Raw genomic sequence first — 14,468 nt, 5'->3', positions numbered from 1 at the left:
CCCCTCAAGGGGGGAGATTGGCAGTTTCCACGCCGGCACAGTCCTTGCAACGCTAGTGGTTAGCGAAAGCGGCGGTGAGGGCTCAATCTCCCCCCTTGAGGGGGAGATGTCCGGCAGGACAGAGGGGGGTGTGACGGAGTGCAACTTTCGCCTTTCTGTCAGCGATCAATCCGTCCACTTCACCTTGGTCAGGTCGTTGGCCTGGATCGGGGCGTTTTCCCACAGGCCCTGCAGTTTGGCGTCCCAGACGCCGACCTTCGGCAATTCGTAGAGGAAGCCGACCACGGCGTCATCGGCCAGGACCTTCTGCGCCTCGCCGAGCAGCGTCATGCGCTTGGCCTCGTCGGAGGTAAGGTTCAGCTCGTCGATGATCTTGTCGAAGGCCGGGTTGTCGTAGTTGAAGTAATAGTCCTTGCGCGAATAGATATCGATGTCGTTAGGCTCGGTGTGGGAAACGATGGTCAGGTCGTAATCCTTCTTGGTGAAGACCTGGTCCAGCCATTGCGCCCATTCGACCGGGATGATCTCGAGATCGATGCCGATTTCGCGAAGCTCCGAGGCGATGATCTCGCCACCAAGCCGCGCATAGGAGGGCGGCGGCAGCTTCAGCGTCGCCTTGAAGCCATTCTCCAGGCCGGCTTCCTTCAGCAACTCCTTGGCTTTCTCCACATTGTGCGGGTAGAGGCCGGTGAGGTCGACATAGGCCTTGCTGGCGGGCGACATGTGCGAGCCGATCGGCACGCCGAGGCCGGCCGAGGCGCCGTCGATGATCGCCTTGCGATCGAGCGCAAAGGAAATCGCCTGCCTGACCTGCAGCTTGTCGAAGGGCGGCTTCTTGTTGTTGATCGACAGGATGGTTTCACCCTCGGTCGAGCCGATCACCACCTTGAAGCGTGGGTCGTCCTTGACCTGGGCGACACTGTCAGGATCGAAGAACGGAAAGGCCTGGACGTCGCCGGAAAGCAGCGCCGGAACTGCGGCGGCGGCATCTGGAATGATGCGGAACTCGGCCTTGTCGAGGAACACCGGGGCGCCCCAGTAATTTTCCGACTTGACCAGCGTGATCGACGAGCCCTTGGCCCAGTTCTGGAATTTGAACGGGCCGGTGCCGATCGGTTTTTCCTTGTTGGTGTCGGCTGTCTCAGGCGCGACGATAACCGCGTCGCCCCAGCCCATATTGTAGAGGAACGAGCCTTGCGGGTTCTTCAGCGTGACATTCACCGTCGTGGGATCGACGACCTCGACCTTGTCGATGGCGGCGAACAGGCTCTTTTGCGCGTTGAGGGAATTGTCGGCGCGGGCACGATCGAGCGAGAATTTCACGTCGTCGGCGTTGAAGTCGCTGCCGTCATGGAATTTCACGCCTGTATGCAGCTTGAAAGTGTAGACCTTGCCGTCGTCGGAAATGCTCCAGCTTTCGGCGAGATCGGGCAGCACCTCGCCGTTCGGGCCGATGCGGGTCAGGCCCTCGAAGACATTTGCATAGAGTACCTCGTCGATTGCCGCGGCGGCACCCGCGGTCGGGTCGAGATGCGGGGGTTCGAGCGTAATGCCGATGACCAGGTCGGTGCGCGCGGCCATCGCCGAGGTTCCGGCGGCCAACGCCAGCGCCGCGGCGGCCAGAACGGTTTTCCACAATTTCATCGTGCAACTCCCCATGTCTAAAACACGTGCTCAAACCCGGCCGGATAGAAGCGTGAATTCGCCGCCGAGTAAATTGCGTTTCGTCCCGTCGGCGGTCGCCGGGAGGAATGTTTTTTCGCCCATGGCCGGATCATCGCGGGCCGGCGTCCCTCAGCAGAACGTCGAGGCCGATCGCCATCACCTTTGCCGAGTCCTGCATGTCGGCAATGCCGACCCATTCATCGGGCCGGTGGGCGAGATCGAGGATGCCCGGGCCATAGGCGATGCAGTCATAGATGTGGCCGATACGGGCGATGTGCTTCTGGTCGTAAGTGCCGGGCGAAATCACGTAATCCGGTTCGCGGTCGAATATCTCCATGATGCCTTGCGCGACCGCCTTAACCACCGGCGCGTCGCGCTCGGTCATCAGCGGCAGCACCTCCATCAGATCGCGGATTTCGTAGTCGAACTTTTTGCGCTCGCGCTTCAGCCGTTCGAGGATATCGGTCACCTCGCTCTTGACCGTAGCGAGATCCTCTTCGAGCAGGAAGCGGCGGTCGATGGTCAGCCGGCAGGAATCGGGCACGTTGGGCGAGGGCAGGCCGGGCCGGAAATCCTCCGTCTGGCCGCCATGGACCGAGTTGATGTTCATGGTTGAGCGTTTTGCGCCTTCGGGCACGACCGGCATGCGCGTCATCTTGCGGTCGAGCGCCGGAAACAATTCGTCCTCGAAGGCGCGCAGCACGGCGCCCATATGGCGCACCGCATTGTCGCCGAGGAACGGCATCGAGCCGTGCGCGATCTCGCCCCTGGTCTCGATCTCGGCCCACCAGACGCCGCGATGGCCAAGGCAGATGCGATCCTTGTTGAGCGGTTCGGGAATGATGACGTGGTCGACCTTCGGCCTGGAGAAATAGCCGAGCTTGGCCAGATGCGCGACGCCGCCAAAGCCGCCGGACTCCTCGTCGACCGTGCCTGAAATCTCGATGGCGCCGGGAAAATCGGGAAAGACCTCCATGAAGGCTTCAGCGGCGATGATCGAGGCGGCAAGCCCGCCTTTCATGTCGCAAGCGCCGCGGCCATAGATCTTGCCGTCCCTGACGATGCCGGCGAACGGATCGAGGCTCCAGCCGTCGCCAGGCTCGACGACGTCGATATGCGAATTGAAGTGCACGCAAGCACCCGGCGCCCGGCCATCGAAGCGGGCGACGACGTTGACGCGCGGGTAACGGTCAGTGTCGCCAGGCGTGCCCTTGGCACGGATGAATTCGATCTCAAAACCACGCTTCTTCAGCCGCGCGCCGATATATTCGGCACATGGCCGATAGGCTTCGCCGGGCGGATTGATGGTCGGAAAGCGGATCAGATCCGCAGTCAGTGCAACCAGATCATCGGCTCGGTCATCGATAGCCTTGAGGAGCCGTTCGTTCGGTTCGTTCATTCGGCGAATTGAGCAGCGGATGAGGGGGTTTTGCAAGCCCGATGGCCGAATTGCCAGGCGATTGCGTGTCGTTACGGCAACTATTGCGGGAAATCGTTCAAATTCGCTGCTTGGGATTGGTGAAATCGTCAGGGAGTAAGTGTTAGCTCGCTGGCTTGCCATCAAAACGCTGGGGAACAGCGTGAGGGCAGGCAGGCAAGGGGCATCAAAGGGGTTTGATTGCATGAAAAACACTGTTCTCATGGCAGCGGCATTAGTAGCGATGCTGTTCGGTTCGTCGTTCGAGAGTCGTGCGGCCAGCCTGGTCGCGAACATCGATATTTCCTCACAGACGATGACGGTAAGATACGGGCTGTCGTATTACCGGTGGAGCGTTTCCACCGCCCGCAAAGGCTACATCACGCCACGCGGCAGCTATCGTCCACAGCGGACGGCCCGGATGTGGTATTCGCGCAAATACGACATGTCGCCGATGCCCTATTCGGTGTTCTTCCGCGGCGGCTATGCCATCCACGGCACCGGCGCGATCCGGCAATTGGGGCGCCCGGCATCGCATGGCTGTGTGCGCCTTCACCCCAGCAACGCGGCCGCATTCTATTCGATGGTGCGCAAAGCCGGCTTCGGCAATACGCGGATCCTCGTGACGAATTAGGGTCTGCTCCCCGGCCCGCAACAAAAAACCCGCCGGAGCGGCGGGTTCGTCGGAGCCAAATAGCACCATAACTAAATTTGTAGCATAGCTGCCGGCACAAAGCAAGAACAAAATACGTCAGTAGCGGAAAACGCTTGCTATGGTTTCCGCTCAAGCGGCTTTGTCGCGCATTGTCACCGGCCGACGCTTTTTGCGCTTGCTGATCTCCCAGCGCTTGTGGAACCACATCCACTGGCCGGGGTCTTCGCGCACCCAGCGCTCGACGACGTCGTTGAGAAGCTGGGTGGTGGCGGGGACGTCGACACTGCCGCCGGCGGTGCGCGGCAAGGTGAGCTTGTCCTCGATCTCGAGCCGGAAACGATTGTTCGGCAAGCGCACGCAGCGCGCCGGGTAGACATCGCAATCGTAGTGCCGCGCCAGGGTGCCGAGGACCCGGTTGCTCTCGCAGCGGCGGCCGAAGAATGTCGTCTCGAGCCCGCCGGTGAATTTCTGGTCGACTAGCACGCCGATATTGCCGCCCTTCTCCAGGACGGCCGCAAGCGCGAACGAGGCACCGGTCGAAGACGGCAGCAGCGATCCCATGCTCGAGCGGCGGGTCGAGAGGATGTAGTCGGCGAGGTAAGGGTTGTTGGGCGGGCGAAACAGCGCCGTGATATTCATGCCGAAAGTCGCCGCCGCCACCGGCAGCAGTTCGAAATTGCCGAGATGCCCGGTGAAGACGATATGCGGCTTGTCCTCGCCCGCGATGCGCACGAAATGCTCCACGCCCTTGACCTCGACGCGGCCTGGCTTCGTCGCAGTGGGATCGTAGTCGAACAAAGCATCGAGAAAAATGTATTCGGCGGCCAGGCGGGCCATGTTGCCCCACATGTCGGAAGCGATCGCTTCGATCTCGGCATCGCTTTTTTCCGGATAGGCCTGGCGCAGATTGTCGACCGCAACCTGATGGCGCGCCACCCAAGGGCCGATGCGGCGGGCGGCGCGGTCGGCAAAATTGAGCGCGCTGTCGGGCGGCAGCAGGCGCAGCGCGGAGATGATGATCATCGCGACCCGCGCGACCAGCCAGTAATTGAACTGGCGAAGCCGCCTGCCATAGCGGAATCCCAGGTCCCTGCGGATCTTCTTGAAGGCGTTGCCGATCATTCTCAGCCGACGCGCAGGATGATCTTGCCGAAGACGTCGCGGCCTTCCATGCGTTTCAGCGCCGCATCGATGCCGTCGAAGCCGACCTCGGTGTCGATCACCGGCGCGACCAGGCCCGCCGCCATCTTCTGCATGGCGTCGGCCATGTTTTCCATGCGGCAGCCGAACGAGCCTAGCAGCTTCAGCTGCTGCTGGAACAACTGCATCAAATTGATCTGCGTCGACACGCCCGAGGTCGAGCCGCAGGTGACCAGCCGACCGCCGCGTTTGAGGCACAGCATCGAGGCGGCAAAGGTGTCGGCGCCGACATGCTCGAACACCACGTCGACGCCCTTCTTCTTGGTCAGCTTGCGCACGACGCCTTCGAAGCGGTCGTCGCGGTAATTGATGACGTGGTCGGCGCCGAGCGCCTTGGCCTTGTCGATCTTGTCGTTCGAGCCGACGGTGGTGATGACCGTGCAGCCCATCTTCTTGGCCAGCTGAATCGCGGCGGAGCCGATGCCGGAGCCGCCGGCATGGACCAGTATCGTCTCGCCGGACTGCAGCCGGGCATTGTCGAACAGCATGTGCTCGACCGTGCCGAAGGTGACAGGCGCCACCGCCGCGCCGATTTCGCTCACGCCGGGCGGAACTGGGACCAGAAGGCGCGCCGGCAGGTTGATCTTTTCCTGCGCAAAGCCGTCGAGATGGAAGCCGTGCACGCCCGAAACATGCTCGCAGAGATTGTCGCGGCCTTCGCGGCAGGCGCGGCAAAGCCCGCAGGTGCGGGCGCCATAGATCGAGACCAATTGCCCGGGCACAAGGCTGGAAACGCCGGGGCCGACCGCCTCGACCTCGCCCGAGGCCTCGGCGCCGACGACCAGCGGCAGCTTGCGCTTGGCAAAAGCCATGCCGCGCCAGCCCCAGACGTCGATGTGGTTCAGCGCCACGGCCTTGATGCGCAGCGTCACCTCGCCTAGCGCAGGTTGCGGCGGGGGCGGCAGGTCCACCGTTTCAAGGCGGCGGTCCTCGATAAGTTGCAATGCGCGCATGGTGCCTGTCGGTTCAGTCTGGCTGAAAAAGGTCGCTTAGACCGGTTCCCGCGCCATGACAAGGCAGGTGTTCTGGCCGCCGAAGCCGAAGGAGTTCGACAGGACCGTGCCGACCTCGGCGTTGCGCTTGGTGTTCGGCACCACGTCGAGGACGATCGCCGGGTCGGGATTGTCGTAGTTGATGGTCGGCGGAATGACGCTTTCGCGCATCGTCATCAGCGAAAATGCTGCCTCGACAGCACCGGCAGCCGATAGGGTATGGCCGATCATCGACTTGTTCGACGAGACCGGCATTGACGAGATCCGCTCGCCGAACACCGTCGACAGCGACAAATGCTCCATCTTGTCGTTTTCGGGCGTCGAGGTGCCATGGGCGTTGACATAATCGATCCCGTCCTCGCTCAAGCCGGCATCGGCAAGAGCGGCGCGCACCGCCGCGATCGCCGGCGAACCGTCCGGCTTAGAGCGGGTGCGATGGAAGTCGTCGGCCTTTTCGCCGCAGCCGCGCAATATGCCGAGAACGGTGGCGCCGCGGGCAAGTGCTGCCTCCAGCGATTCCAGCACAAGGGCGCCCGAGCCTTCGGCGAGCACGAAGCCGTCGCGATCCTTGGAGAAGGGTTTTGAGGCCTTTTCAGGGATGTCGTTATGGGTGGAGAGCGCCGATAGAAGCGAGAAGCGGATCAGCGCCTCGGCGGTCGCCGAGCCGTCGGCGCCGATCGACAGCGCCCTGTCGCATTCGCCGCGGCGGATCGCCTCGACGCCGAGCTGGATCGAGGTGGCGCCCGAAGCGCACGCGGTCGACAGCGTAATCGGCAGGCCGCGCGTGCCGAAACGGTCGGCAAGCCGGTCGGCAATCGAGCCGAACTGGGTGGTCTCGAAGATGTCGAGTTCTCTGAGGCCGCGCGCTACCCGCAGCAGCCTTTCGGCGCCGGAATCGTGCCTGTCTGAATTATTGGGCTTGTCGGAATTGTAGAGCGAAAAGCGCTCGCTCCAGTCGAGCTCGACCGGCGGCGAAGCGAGGAACAGCGGTCCGCCGAAATCGCCGGCATCGAGGCCCGCCTCCGACATCGCTTCCTGGGCGGCGGTTTCGGCAAGCTCATAGGTGAGGAGACTGGCGCCCTTGGAGCTCGACGGCAGGAAGTCGACCATGCCGGAGATGCGGGTGTTGAGATGATCGACCGGGAAGCGGGTGATCGGATGGATGCCGGATTTGCCCGATGTCAGCGCCGCCCAATTGTCGGCCTTGCCGACACCGAGCGACGTCACCACGCCGATGCCGGTGACCGCGACGATCGGCCTGCCCATATGGTCGTTCAGATTGGCCATTTGTTGTCCAAAAACCTGTTTCTCTTGGAGCGTCGCATCGCCCGAAAACCGCGTCACACTTTTCGGTCCGATGCTCTAGGCGGCTTTGATCAGCGCCATACCCTCGAATTGGTGATAGCCGATCGCCGTTGCAAGGACGGTCTTCGGGACACCGGCAAACGGTTTTTCGACTGTGGCGTCGAACACAGGGTAGGCGGCCTTGCGGTCGACAGCCAGTACCGCCAGCGCAACGGCAAAGGGGAACTGCGCTTCCTTCATGTGGCCGGTCAGCGTCGAAAAGCCGCGTGCGGCGATCGCCGGATTGGCGTCGAGCGCCGATTTCTCGGCGGCGGTCGCGGCATGGGCGCCCGAAGCGCCGGAGATCGCGAGCAGCTCGCCATTCGGCAATGCGGCCTGCTTCAGCAGCGCGGCGATCTCACCGTCGAGTTCGCCCCGCCGGCGCTTGGCACGGCCGGACAGGATCGGGCCGAGTTCCGCATAGATCTTCCGGCCACGGCTTTCCGCATGCTCGCGCTGCTCCAGAACGAGAAACGCGCCGCCGGATCCGGTCACCACGCCGCCGCCCTCGGCACCTTGCCTTTGCCAGACCGGCGTCCACGGACCGCGATGCAGGTAGCCGGCCAGTTCATAGCCGAGCAGCATGTCGGAGTGTTCGGTCTGGAAAGCGCCGCCGACCAGTATATGCGTCGACTGGCCGGAGCGGATGCGCGCGGCCGCCGTCTCGACAGCGGCAACGCCGGCACCTTCCTCGCCCATGAAGGTGCGCGATGATCCCGTCACCTTATGGACGATCGAGATGTTGCCGGCGAGCAGGTTGGAGAGCTGTGCCAGAAACAGCGTCGGGCGCAATTCCGTGGTAAGCTTCTCGTTGAGCAGCACGTCGCGGTCATTGCGGCTTTCCGATGCCGCGAGAATGGCCGCGTCGACCGCCTCGTCGCGCTCGCCGCCGCCGGCGGCCACCACCATGTCCATGGTCGCGCAGAGTTCGTCATTGCCCTTGATGCCGGCATCGTCGAGCGCAAGGCCGGCCGCATAGGTGCCGAGCCTCTGCCAGGTCTCCATCTGCCGCTGGTCGCCACGCTTGGCGATCTGCAGGTTCCAGTCGATCTCCGGCAGCGGGTGGACCGTATAGGGCGAGAAGCGCGAGGCCTCCAGAACCGGTTCAAGGCGCGGCTGGACGAGCTTTTGCCAATGCGCATCCGGACCCTCGCCCAGTGACGAGACAAGGCCGATGCCTGATATGACGACGTCGCGGGGGTTCATGGGCGGCTGTTGTGGGTGAGGGCGCGTCAAGCGCAGTGCTTAGATGGCGTTCTTGGCGGCGACGAGCGCGTCGATCTTGGCGCACAGGTTCTTCATGACGAAATAGTCGTCGGTCGAGGCCTTGCCGTCATTGACCTCCTGCGTCCACTTTTCCAATGGCACCTTGATGCCGAATTCCTTGTCAATGGCAAAGACGATGTCGAGGAAGTCGAGGCTGTCGATGCCGAGATCGTCGATGGTGTGGCTTTCGGGCGTGATCGTCTCGATGTCGATCTCGCTGGTGTCGGCGATGATCTTGGCGACTTTGTCGAACGTGGTGGACAAGGGCTTTTCCTTCGATTGCGGGCGGAATCTGTCCGCATGTGTTTTGGGCTGTCTAATCGGTTTTTCCGGGCAGGAAAAGGCCTGATACGCCGGGCGCAGATGGGATTGATGTTCTGGCAGAGCAAGATGAGATCGGAATCCAACCACGGCTTCTCGTGGCAGTGGCATTTCGGCAACACCTATCTCGCTCGACGCGAGGAGCGACCGGCCCGGTCAGAAGGTAACGCGGCCGAGCACGCGCAATCCGTCGCCTTGCGGCTCGACGACCACGGCTTCGCCTTCGCGCGGCGAGATGCCGGTCAATTCCTTGATGTCTTCGAGATGCGTGACCATGACCAGATTGTCGGAGCCGGAATAGCCGCGGATCTCTGCCAGGATCGCAGCGATCTGAGCGGCCTTCTCCTTTTCGTCGGTCTTCAGCAGGTCAAGCGGTGCGAACGGCTCCGGTTCGCTTTCGAAAGCTATGCGCGCGGTTTCGAGGCAGCGGCAATAGCGGCTGGACAGCACGCGCTCGACCGGTGCCGCGCGGGCGCCAAACAGCGCGCCGATCTTGCGCGCCTGTTGCTTGCCGCGCTCAGAGAGATTGACCTGGGTGGCGCATTTGCCGAGGTCGAAATTGGCCGCATCGGTGGTGCCGGTGACCATGGCATGGCGAAGCAGCACCACATGCCCGCCGTCGCGCAGCAGCGCCCAGCCGGCTTCCGTCGCATGGGCTGTGGCGGAAACGGCAAGCAACAGCAGCGCCAGCACAAATCGAAGCATCAGACATCCTTTTCGGGTGACCGGCAGGCAGGTCCCCGGTGACCGGCATATAGGGACGGCAAAGCCGGCTGAAAGACAAGCCGAGTGCAACCTGCGGCCGAGACGCCTATTTCTTCGCTATCTGCTTCTTCACCAGATCGATCTTGCGGTCGGTCAGCGGGATGGGGAGTGTATAGCCAGCATCGGTAAAGCCCTGCTTGGCGTTCTCGAAGAATTCGATCGCCTTTTGGTATTCGGCATTGCCACCGCCATAGCTGCCGCGGTTCCAGTGGACGTCGCCGAGATTGTTCTGCTCGAAGGCCCATTGCATCGGCTGGCTTTCGCGGGTGAAGACCTTGAGCGTTGCCTCGAAGGCGGCTTCGGCTTCGTCCAGATATTTGCCGGTGCGTTCGAGATTGCCTAGATTGATCAGGCTCATGCCGATGCCGTTCTGCGCGTTCGCCCAGTCGACGGGCGAGGTCTCGAAGGTCAGCACCTCCAGCGCTGCCCGGCGCGCGGCGATCGAAGCGGCCAGTTTGCGGGGATCGGCCTCGCTCATGCTCAGCCATTGCAGCGCCGAGCCTAGACCGGCCTGCGCCAGTGCCCATTGCCGCGGCGTCGTCTCGCGCTTGTATTCGCGAAGTGCATCGCGATAGGCCTCGATCGCCTCCTCGTAATGCACCGGCTTGTCGGTCACGCCGCCGAGCAGTTGCAGCGTGTTGCCGAGATTGTAGTGGGTCATCGCCCAGTCGAGCGGAAACTCCTTCTTGGTGTAGACGCGCCGTGCCGCCCGGTATGCGGCCGCCGATTGCTCAAGCCTGGCAGGATCGCGCGTGCGCTGGCCGAGCGTCTGGTAGATCGAGCCGAGATTGTTCTCCGCCGAAGCCCAATCCGTCGGAAAACGTTGGCGTGTGAATATGGTCAGCGCGTCGCCATAGGCGGCAGCCGCCTCTTCGAGCAGGCCGGTGCCGAGATCGAAACGGGCAGCACTGCTCAGCGCGTTACCCAGATTGAGACGGCTGCTCGCCCAGGAGAGCGGGAAGGTGTCGCGTGTGCGGATTTCGAGCGCGGCGCGGAATGCCGCGGCTGCCTCGTCGATTTTTGCCTTGTCGTTGCGTTGCGTGCCGAGAGACACCAGCGTGTTGCCGAGATTGTTCTGGACCATCGCCCACTGAACGGGCGCCTTTTCGCGCGTGTATTCTTCAAGCGCCAGCCGGTAGGCGGCCTCGGCCTCGGTCAGGCGCTCGCCGTCCGGTTCGCGCTCCGAAAGCGCGTAAAGCGCAAGGCCAAGGTTGCTTTGCGAGGCGGCCCAGTCCAGCGGGACTTTGTCGCGGGGCCGCTTCTCCAGCGTGGCGCGCATCGCCACCACCGCCTCATTCAGGCGTTTCGGGTCGCTCTCGCGTTCGCCGATCTTCAACAGCACATTGGCCAGGTTGTTCTGGGCCGCGGCCCAGTTGATGTCGTCCTTCTCGCGCTCGAACACGGCAAGCGAATCGCGAAAGATTTTCGCTGCCTCTTCCAGCCGGTCGGTTTCGCGCTCGCGCTCGCCGATCGTCTGCAGCACCACCGCCATGTTGTTGCGGGTGATCGCCCAGTCGCGGTTCTGCTCGCCATTGGGGATGAAGTTCAGGATGACGCGGTAGGCGTCGATAGCGTGCTGCAGCGCTTGCCTGTCGCCGGTGGCGTTGCCATGCGCGTTGAGCGCTTCCGCCTCCTGGTTCTTGTAGTTCCAGCGCAGCCTGTCGTCCCATCTCTCGACCAGCGAGAAGGCCTCGCCGTAGTCGTTGGCGGCCGACAGATAGTCGAAGACCAGCGCCGAAGCGTCGGCGCGCCTGGCATAGATCGCCGCGTCGGCAAGACGCTTCTGCCTGACCAGATCCTCTGCCCGATCGACCACGCCGCTGGCCTGCTCGACCCGGCCCACCGCCTGGTCGAGGAAGTTGCGCGCGGTGACGATGGCGCCCTGGCCGATCGCTTTGTCGGCCGAGGCGACGAGGCGGCTGATCTCGGGGTCGTCGGTGCGCAGCGCGTTGCGCTCGGAGATCATCTTCTTCAGGCGCTCGGCCTGCGCATCAAGCAGCTTTTGCAGGTCGGTGGGGTCCTCCGGCATCTTTTCGGTGCCGAGCGCCTTCAGCACGCCATAAAGCGCGTCGAGCGGCACGCCGTCCTGCAGCGAGGCCAGTTCGACCTGTGCCCGCTTGGGGTTCGGCAACTCGGCGATCGTCAGCAGCAATTGCCGCCGCTCGCCGGTGATCAGGTCGTCGTCGCCGGTCGGCTCCTGCGGTGCAACGCCGAAATAGAGCAGCCGGCGCAGGCTTTCATTGACCCATGGCCGCTGCCTTGCCTTGGTGTCGAGATAGACCTCCTCGGTCACCATGCGCATGACCGAGCCGAACTCGGTGCCCTTCATTGCCGCTAGGTGGCGCAGAAGTGCCGCTGCGTAGGGGCTGTTTTCGCCGACGATGCCGTCGAGTGCCGGCCGCCCCGGCTCGGCGGCAAAGCCGATCACCGTTCCCAGATTTTCCGTCGCGGTCGCGTTTGCCAGTGCCCTGGCACCGCGCACCGGCTCCAATCCGCCGGCGCTGATCGGGGAGGCCGAGGCCGTCGGCGCCCGGCGCAGCACCGCATCCGCCGGAAACGGGTTGGTGCGGCAGGCATCGAGCAACATGATCGTTACCGGCACGGTCGTCTTCAATTCGTCCATGACGGCGGAGATCGGCACCAGGGCCTGATCGGCGTCCTTCAATGAAGAAACGTCGGCGTCGACCGGCACCAGATAGTTTTCGCCGCCGGCCTCGATGCCGTGGCCGGAATAGTAGATCAAGGCGACGTCGGCGTCCTCTGCATCCTCGGCGAAACGCTCGAGGTCGCGCTTCAGCTTTGCCGTGTCGCGGTCGGTTACACTGCGCGCGTCGAAGCCGAGGTCGGTCAGCATCTTGGCGATGTCGCGGGCGTCGTTGGCGGGGTTGGGAAGAGCCGCTATGTGCTGGTATTTCGACTGGCCGACGATCAGCGCCACACCCTTGAGGCTCGCCGGCTCCGCGGCATGAGCCGAGGTCACCACGAGGCAAAGCATGGCGCCGACGAAAGCCGTCAGCCACGCCTGCTTGAAGAAGTGCTGATTTCCGACAAGGCCCATTCGCCGCGTGTCCCCCGACAACCCTGTATAGCGCTGGCATCCAACCATGAGCAAATTCGGGCAAGATCCGAGCGGCCGGATTGTTGGCCGGTACATTCGCGGGGGAAGGGCGATTGCGCCGCGCTCAGGGCTCGCCTATCACGGGAAAAATGTCTCCGCTTACCGAAACCGTCCTCTTCGTCTTCAGTCTCGTCGGGCTCGGCTATCTTGCCGGGTTGACCGGCTATTTGAAGCCGGCGAGCGGCGAGGGCGTATCCGAATTCGCCATCAACGTGGCAATGCCGCTTTTGCTGTTCCAGACCATGGTAAAGGCCGATTTCCACGGCGTGGCGCCGTGGTCGCTGTGGGGCGCTTATTTCGCGGCGGTCGCGCTCACCTGGGCCACCGGCCATCTGGTTGTTACGCGCATCTTCGGGCGGGACGCCCGCGCCGGCGTCGTCGGCGGCGTATCGTCGTCCTTCTCCAACGTCGTCCTGCTCGGCGCGCCCTTCATCATCGGCGTGTTCGGGCCGGCCGGGTTCGAAGTGCTGTCACTGCTCGTCTCCATTCACCTGCCGGTGATGATGATGGCCTCGATAATCCTGTTCGAGATGTTCGGCCGCGGCGGCAGCGAGCCTGTGCATCCGGTCCGTGTCGTCAGGAGCTTTCTCAGGAGGGTAATCATCAATCCGCTGATCATCGGCATACTGGCCGGGCTGGCGTGGCGCTTCACCGGTGCGCCGCTGCCGGTGCTTGCGACGCGGCTGAGCGACGCGCTGGCCGGCACGGCCGCCCCGGTTGCGCTGTTTGCCATGGGGCTCAGCCTGCGCCGCTTTGGCATCTCCGGCAATGTAAGGCCGGCGCTGGCGCTGTCGGCGCTGAAACTGTTCCTGATGCCGGCGCTGGTTCTCGGCCTGGTGTGGCTGATCGGCCTGCCGCCATTGACGGCCAAGGTGGCGGTGATGGTTGCGGCGTTGCCGTCCGGCATCAATTCCTATCTCATCGCGGTGCAGTTCAACACCGGCCAGGCGCTGGCGTCGAACCAGATGACCATCGCCACCGCCTGTGCTGTCGTGACCACTGCGTTTTGGCTGACGGTGGTCGTCCATGTTTTTGGGTAGGGTATGTCGATATTCAGGTGATGCCGGCCTGCGAATGGCGGTTTCCTGCGCTTCCGGTACTCACGGACCCGAATGTCCGCTCCGTTCCGGTTCTCGGAACCCACCCTTCTCGACTCGGCCTGACCTGAATCTCAACATACCCTGGAGCCTTGGCTGCATCGCTCTCGCTTTGGCTGGCCCAAACCCTATATGCCATCTTGTGATTGCTTGCGGGGCTTGCCCTGGGCTAAGAGCAGTGGCTCTAGCGATGCTATCGCGCACGTCCATTCACGAAATCAGCGACCGGCCCGCCAGGTGCCGAACGGAGGCGAGATCATGCTTCAGAAAACCAGCCATTTCATGCGGCAGGCCAATCTCATCAATGGCGAATGGGTGCAGGCCGATTCAGGCCAGACGATCGACGTCAACAATCCTGCCACCGGCCTCAAGATCGGCACAGTGCCGAAGTCGGGCAAGGCCGAGACCCGCCGCGCCATCGAAGCCGCCGACGCTGCTTTCCAGACATGGCGCAAGACCACCGCGCTCGAACGCTCGAAGCTGTTGCGCAAGCTGCACGACGCGATGATGGACAATCAGGACGTGCTGGCCGAACTGCTGACCATCGAGCAGGGCAAGTCGCTGTTCGAATCGAAGGGCGAGATCGGCTCGGCCGCGTCCTACATATTGTGGTTCGCCGAAGAGGGCC

Annotated in this window: 12 protein-coding genes; 3 read left to right on the top strand and 9 right to left on the bottom strand. The window is 63.2% G+C overall.

Features of this window, described 5'->3' with window-relative positions:
* Positions 1 to 165: 165 nt before the first annotated feature.
* Together NKJ12_RS26025 and NKJ12_RS26020 are read right to left on the bottom strand one after the other, a co-directional pair.
* On the bottom strand, positions 166 to 1,644 hold the full coding sequence (locus tag NKJ12_RS26025; protein WP_352705993.1) for an ABC transporter substrate-binding protein: 1,479 nt from the start codon (positions 1,642 to 1,644) through the stop codon (positions 166 to 168).
* A gap of 130 nt (positions 1,645 to 1,774) precedes the next feature.
* Positions 1,775 to 3,064, bottom strand: a complete 1,290-nt coding sequence (locus NKJ12_RS26020; RefSeq protein ID WP_352705990.1) for an acetylornithine deacetylase/succinyl-diaminopimelate desuccinylase family protein — start codon at positions 3,062 to 3,064, stop codon at positions 1,775 to 1,777.
* A gap of 223 nt (positions 3,065 to 3,287) precedes the next feature.
* Between NKJ12_RS26020 and NKJ12_RS26015 the strand changes: the two genes are divergently transcribed.
* Positions 3,288 to 3,716, top strand: coding sequence for a L,D-transpeptidase (locus tag NKJ12_RS26015; RefSeq protein WP_254818202.1), 429 nt, complete (start codon positions 3,288 to 3,290; stop codon positions 3,714 to 3,716).
* A 150-nt stretch (positions 3,717 to 3,866) separates the two neighbouring features.
* Here NKJ12_RS26015 and NKJ12_RS26010 read toward each other — a convergent pair whose 3' ends face one another.
* From NKJ12_RS26010 to NKJ12_RS25980, 7 genes are all read right to left on the bottom strand, one after another.
* Positions 3,867 to 4,859 carry a lipid A biosynthesis lauroyl acyltransferase gene (locus tag NKJ12_RS26010; RefSeq protein ID WP_352688190.1) on the bottom strand — a complete coding sequence of 331 codons (993 nt, stop codon included), beginning with the start codon at positions 4,857 to 4,859 and terminating at the stop codon, positions 3,867 to 3,869.
* Positions 4,860 to 4,861: 2 nt separating this feature from the next.
* Entirely contained in the window at positions 4,862 to 5,890 is a 1,029-nt protein-coding gene (locus NKJ12_RS26005) for a zinc-binding dehydrogenase (RefSeq protein WP_352505774.1), read from the bottom strand.
* 36 nt (positions 5,891 to 5,926) lie between these two features.
* A complete protein-coding gene (locus tag NKJ12_RS26000; protein WP_352505775.1) occupies positions 5,927 to 7,216 on the bottom strand; it encodes a beta-ketoacyl-ACP synthase in 1,290 nt (429 codons plus the stop codon).
* Between the two features lie 75 nt (positions 7,217 to 7,291).
* Complete coding sequence (locus NKJ12_RS25995) at positions 7,292 to 8,479, bottom strand: beta-ketoacyl-ACP synthase (RefSeq protein WP_352505776.1); 1,188 nt, start codon at positions 8,477 to 8,479, stop codon at positions 7,292 to 7,294.
* A gap of 39 nt (positions 8,480 to 8,518) precedes the next feature.
* Complete coding sequence (locus NKJ12_RS25990; RefSeq protein WP_023676462.1) at positions 8,519 to 8,803, bottom strand: acyl carrier protein; 285 nt, start codon at positions 8,801 to 8,803, stop codon at positions 8,519 to 8,521.
* Positions 8,804 to 9,016: 213 nt separating this feature from the next.
* Positions 9,017 to 9,565 (bottom strand): histidine phosphatase family protein, encoded by a 549-nt coding sequence (locus NKJ12_RS25985; protein ID WP_352454578.1) that lies wholly within the window; start codon positions 9,563 to 9,565, stop codon positions 9,017 to 9,019.
* A gap of 106 nt (positions 9,566 to 9,671) precedes the next feature.
* The gene (locus NKJ12_RS25980) at positions 9,672 to 12,683 is read right to left on the bottom strand and encodes a caspase family protein (protein ID WP_352505777.1); all 3,012 of its coding nucleotides are present in this window, start codon (positions 12,681 to 12,683) and stop codon (positions 9,672 to 9,674) included.
* Between the two features lie 149 nt (positions 12,684 to 12,832).
* Here NKJ12_RS25980 and NKJ12_RS25975 point away from each other — a divergent pair, with 149 nt between their 5' ends.
* Positions 12,833 to 13,783 carry an AEC family transporter gene (locus NKJ12_RS25975; RefSeq protein WP_352505778.1) on the top strand — a complete coding sequence of 317 codons (951 nt, stop codon included), beginning with the start codon at positions 12,833 to 12,835 and terminating at the stop codon, positions 13,781 to 13,783.
* A gap of 315 nt (positions 13,784 to 14,098) precedes the next feature.
* A partial coding sequence (locus NKJ12_RS25970) for an aldehyde dehydrogenase family protein (RefSeq protein WP_352705988.1) occupies positions 14,099 to 14,468 on the top strand: 370 nt, incomplete at its 3' end.

This window comes from Mesorhizobium sp. M0195 (genome assembly GCF_040322115.1).
Taxonomy (GTDB): domain Bacteria; phylum Pseudomonadota; class Alphaproteobacteria; order Rhizobiales; family Rhizobiaceae; genus Mesorhizobium.
This window is presented reverse-complemented; position numbering and strand designations above follow the sequence as displayed.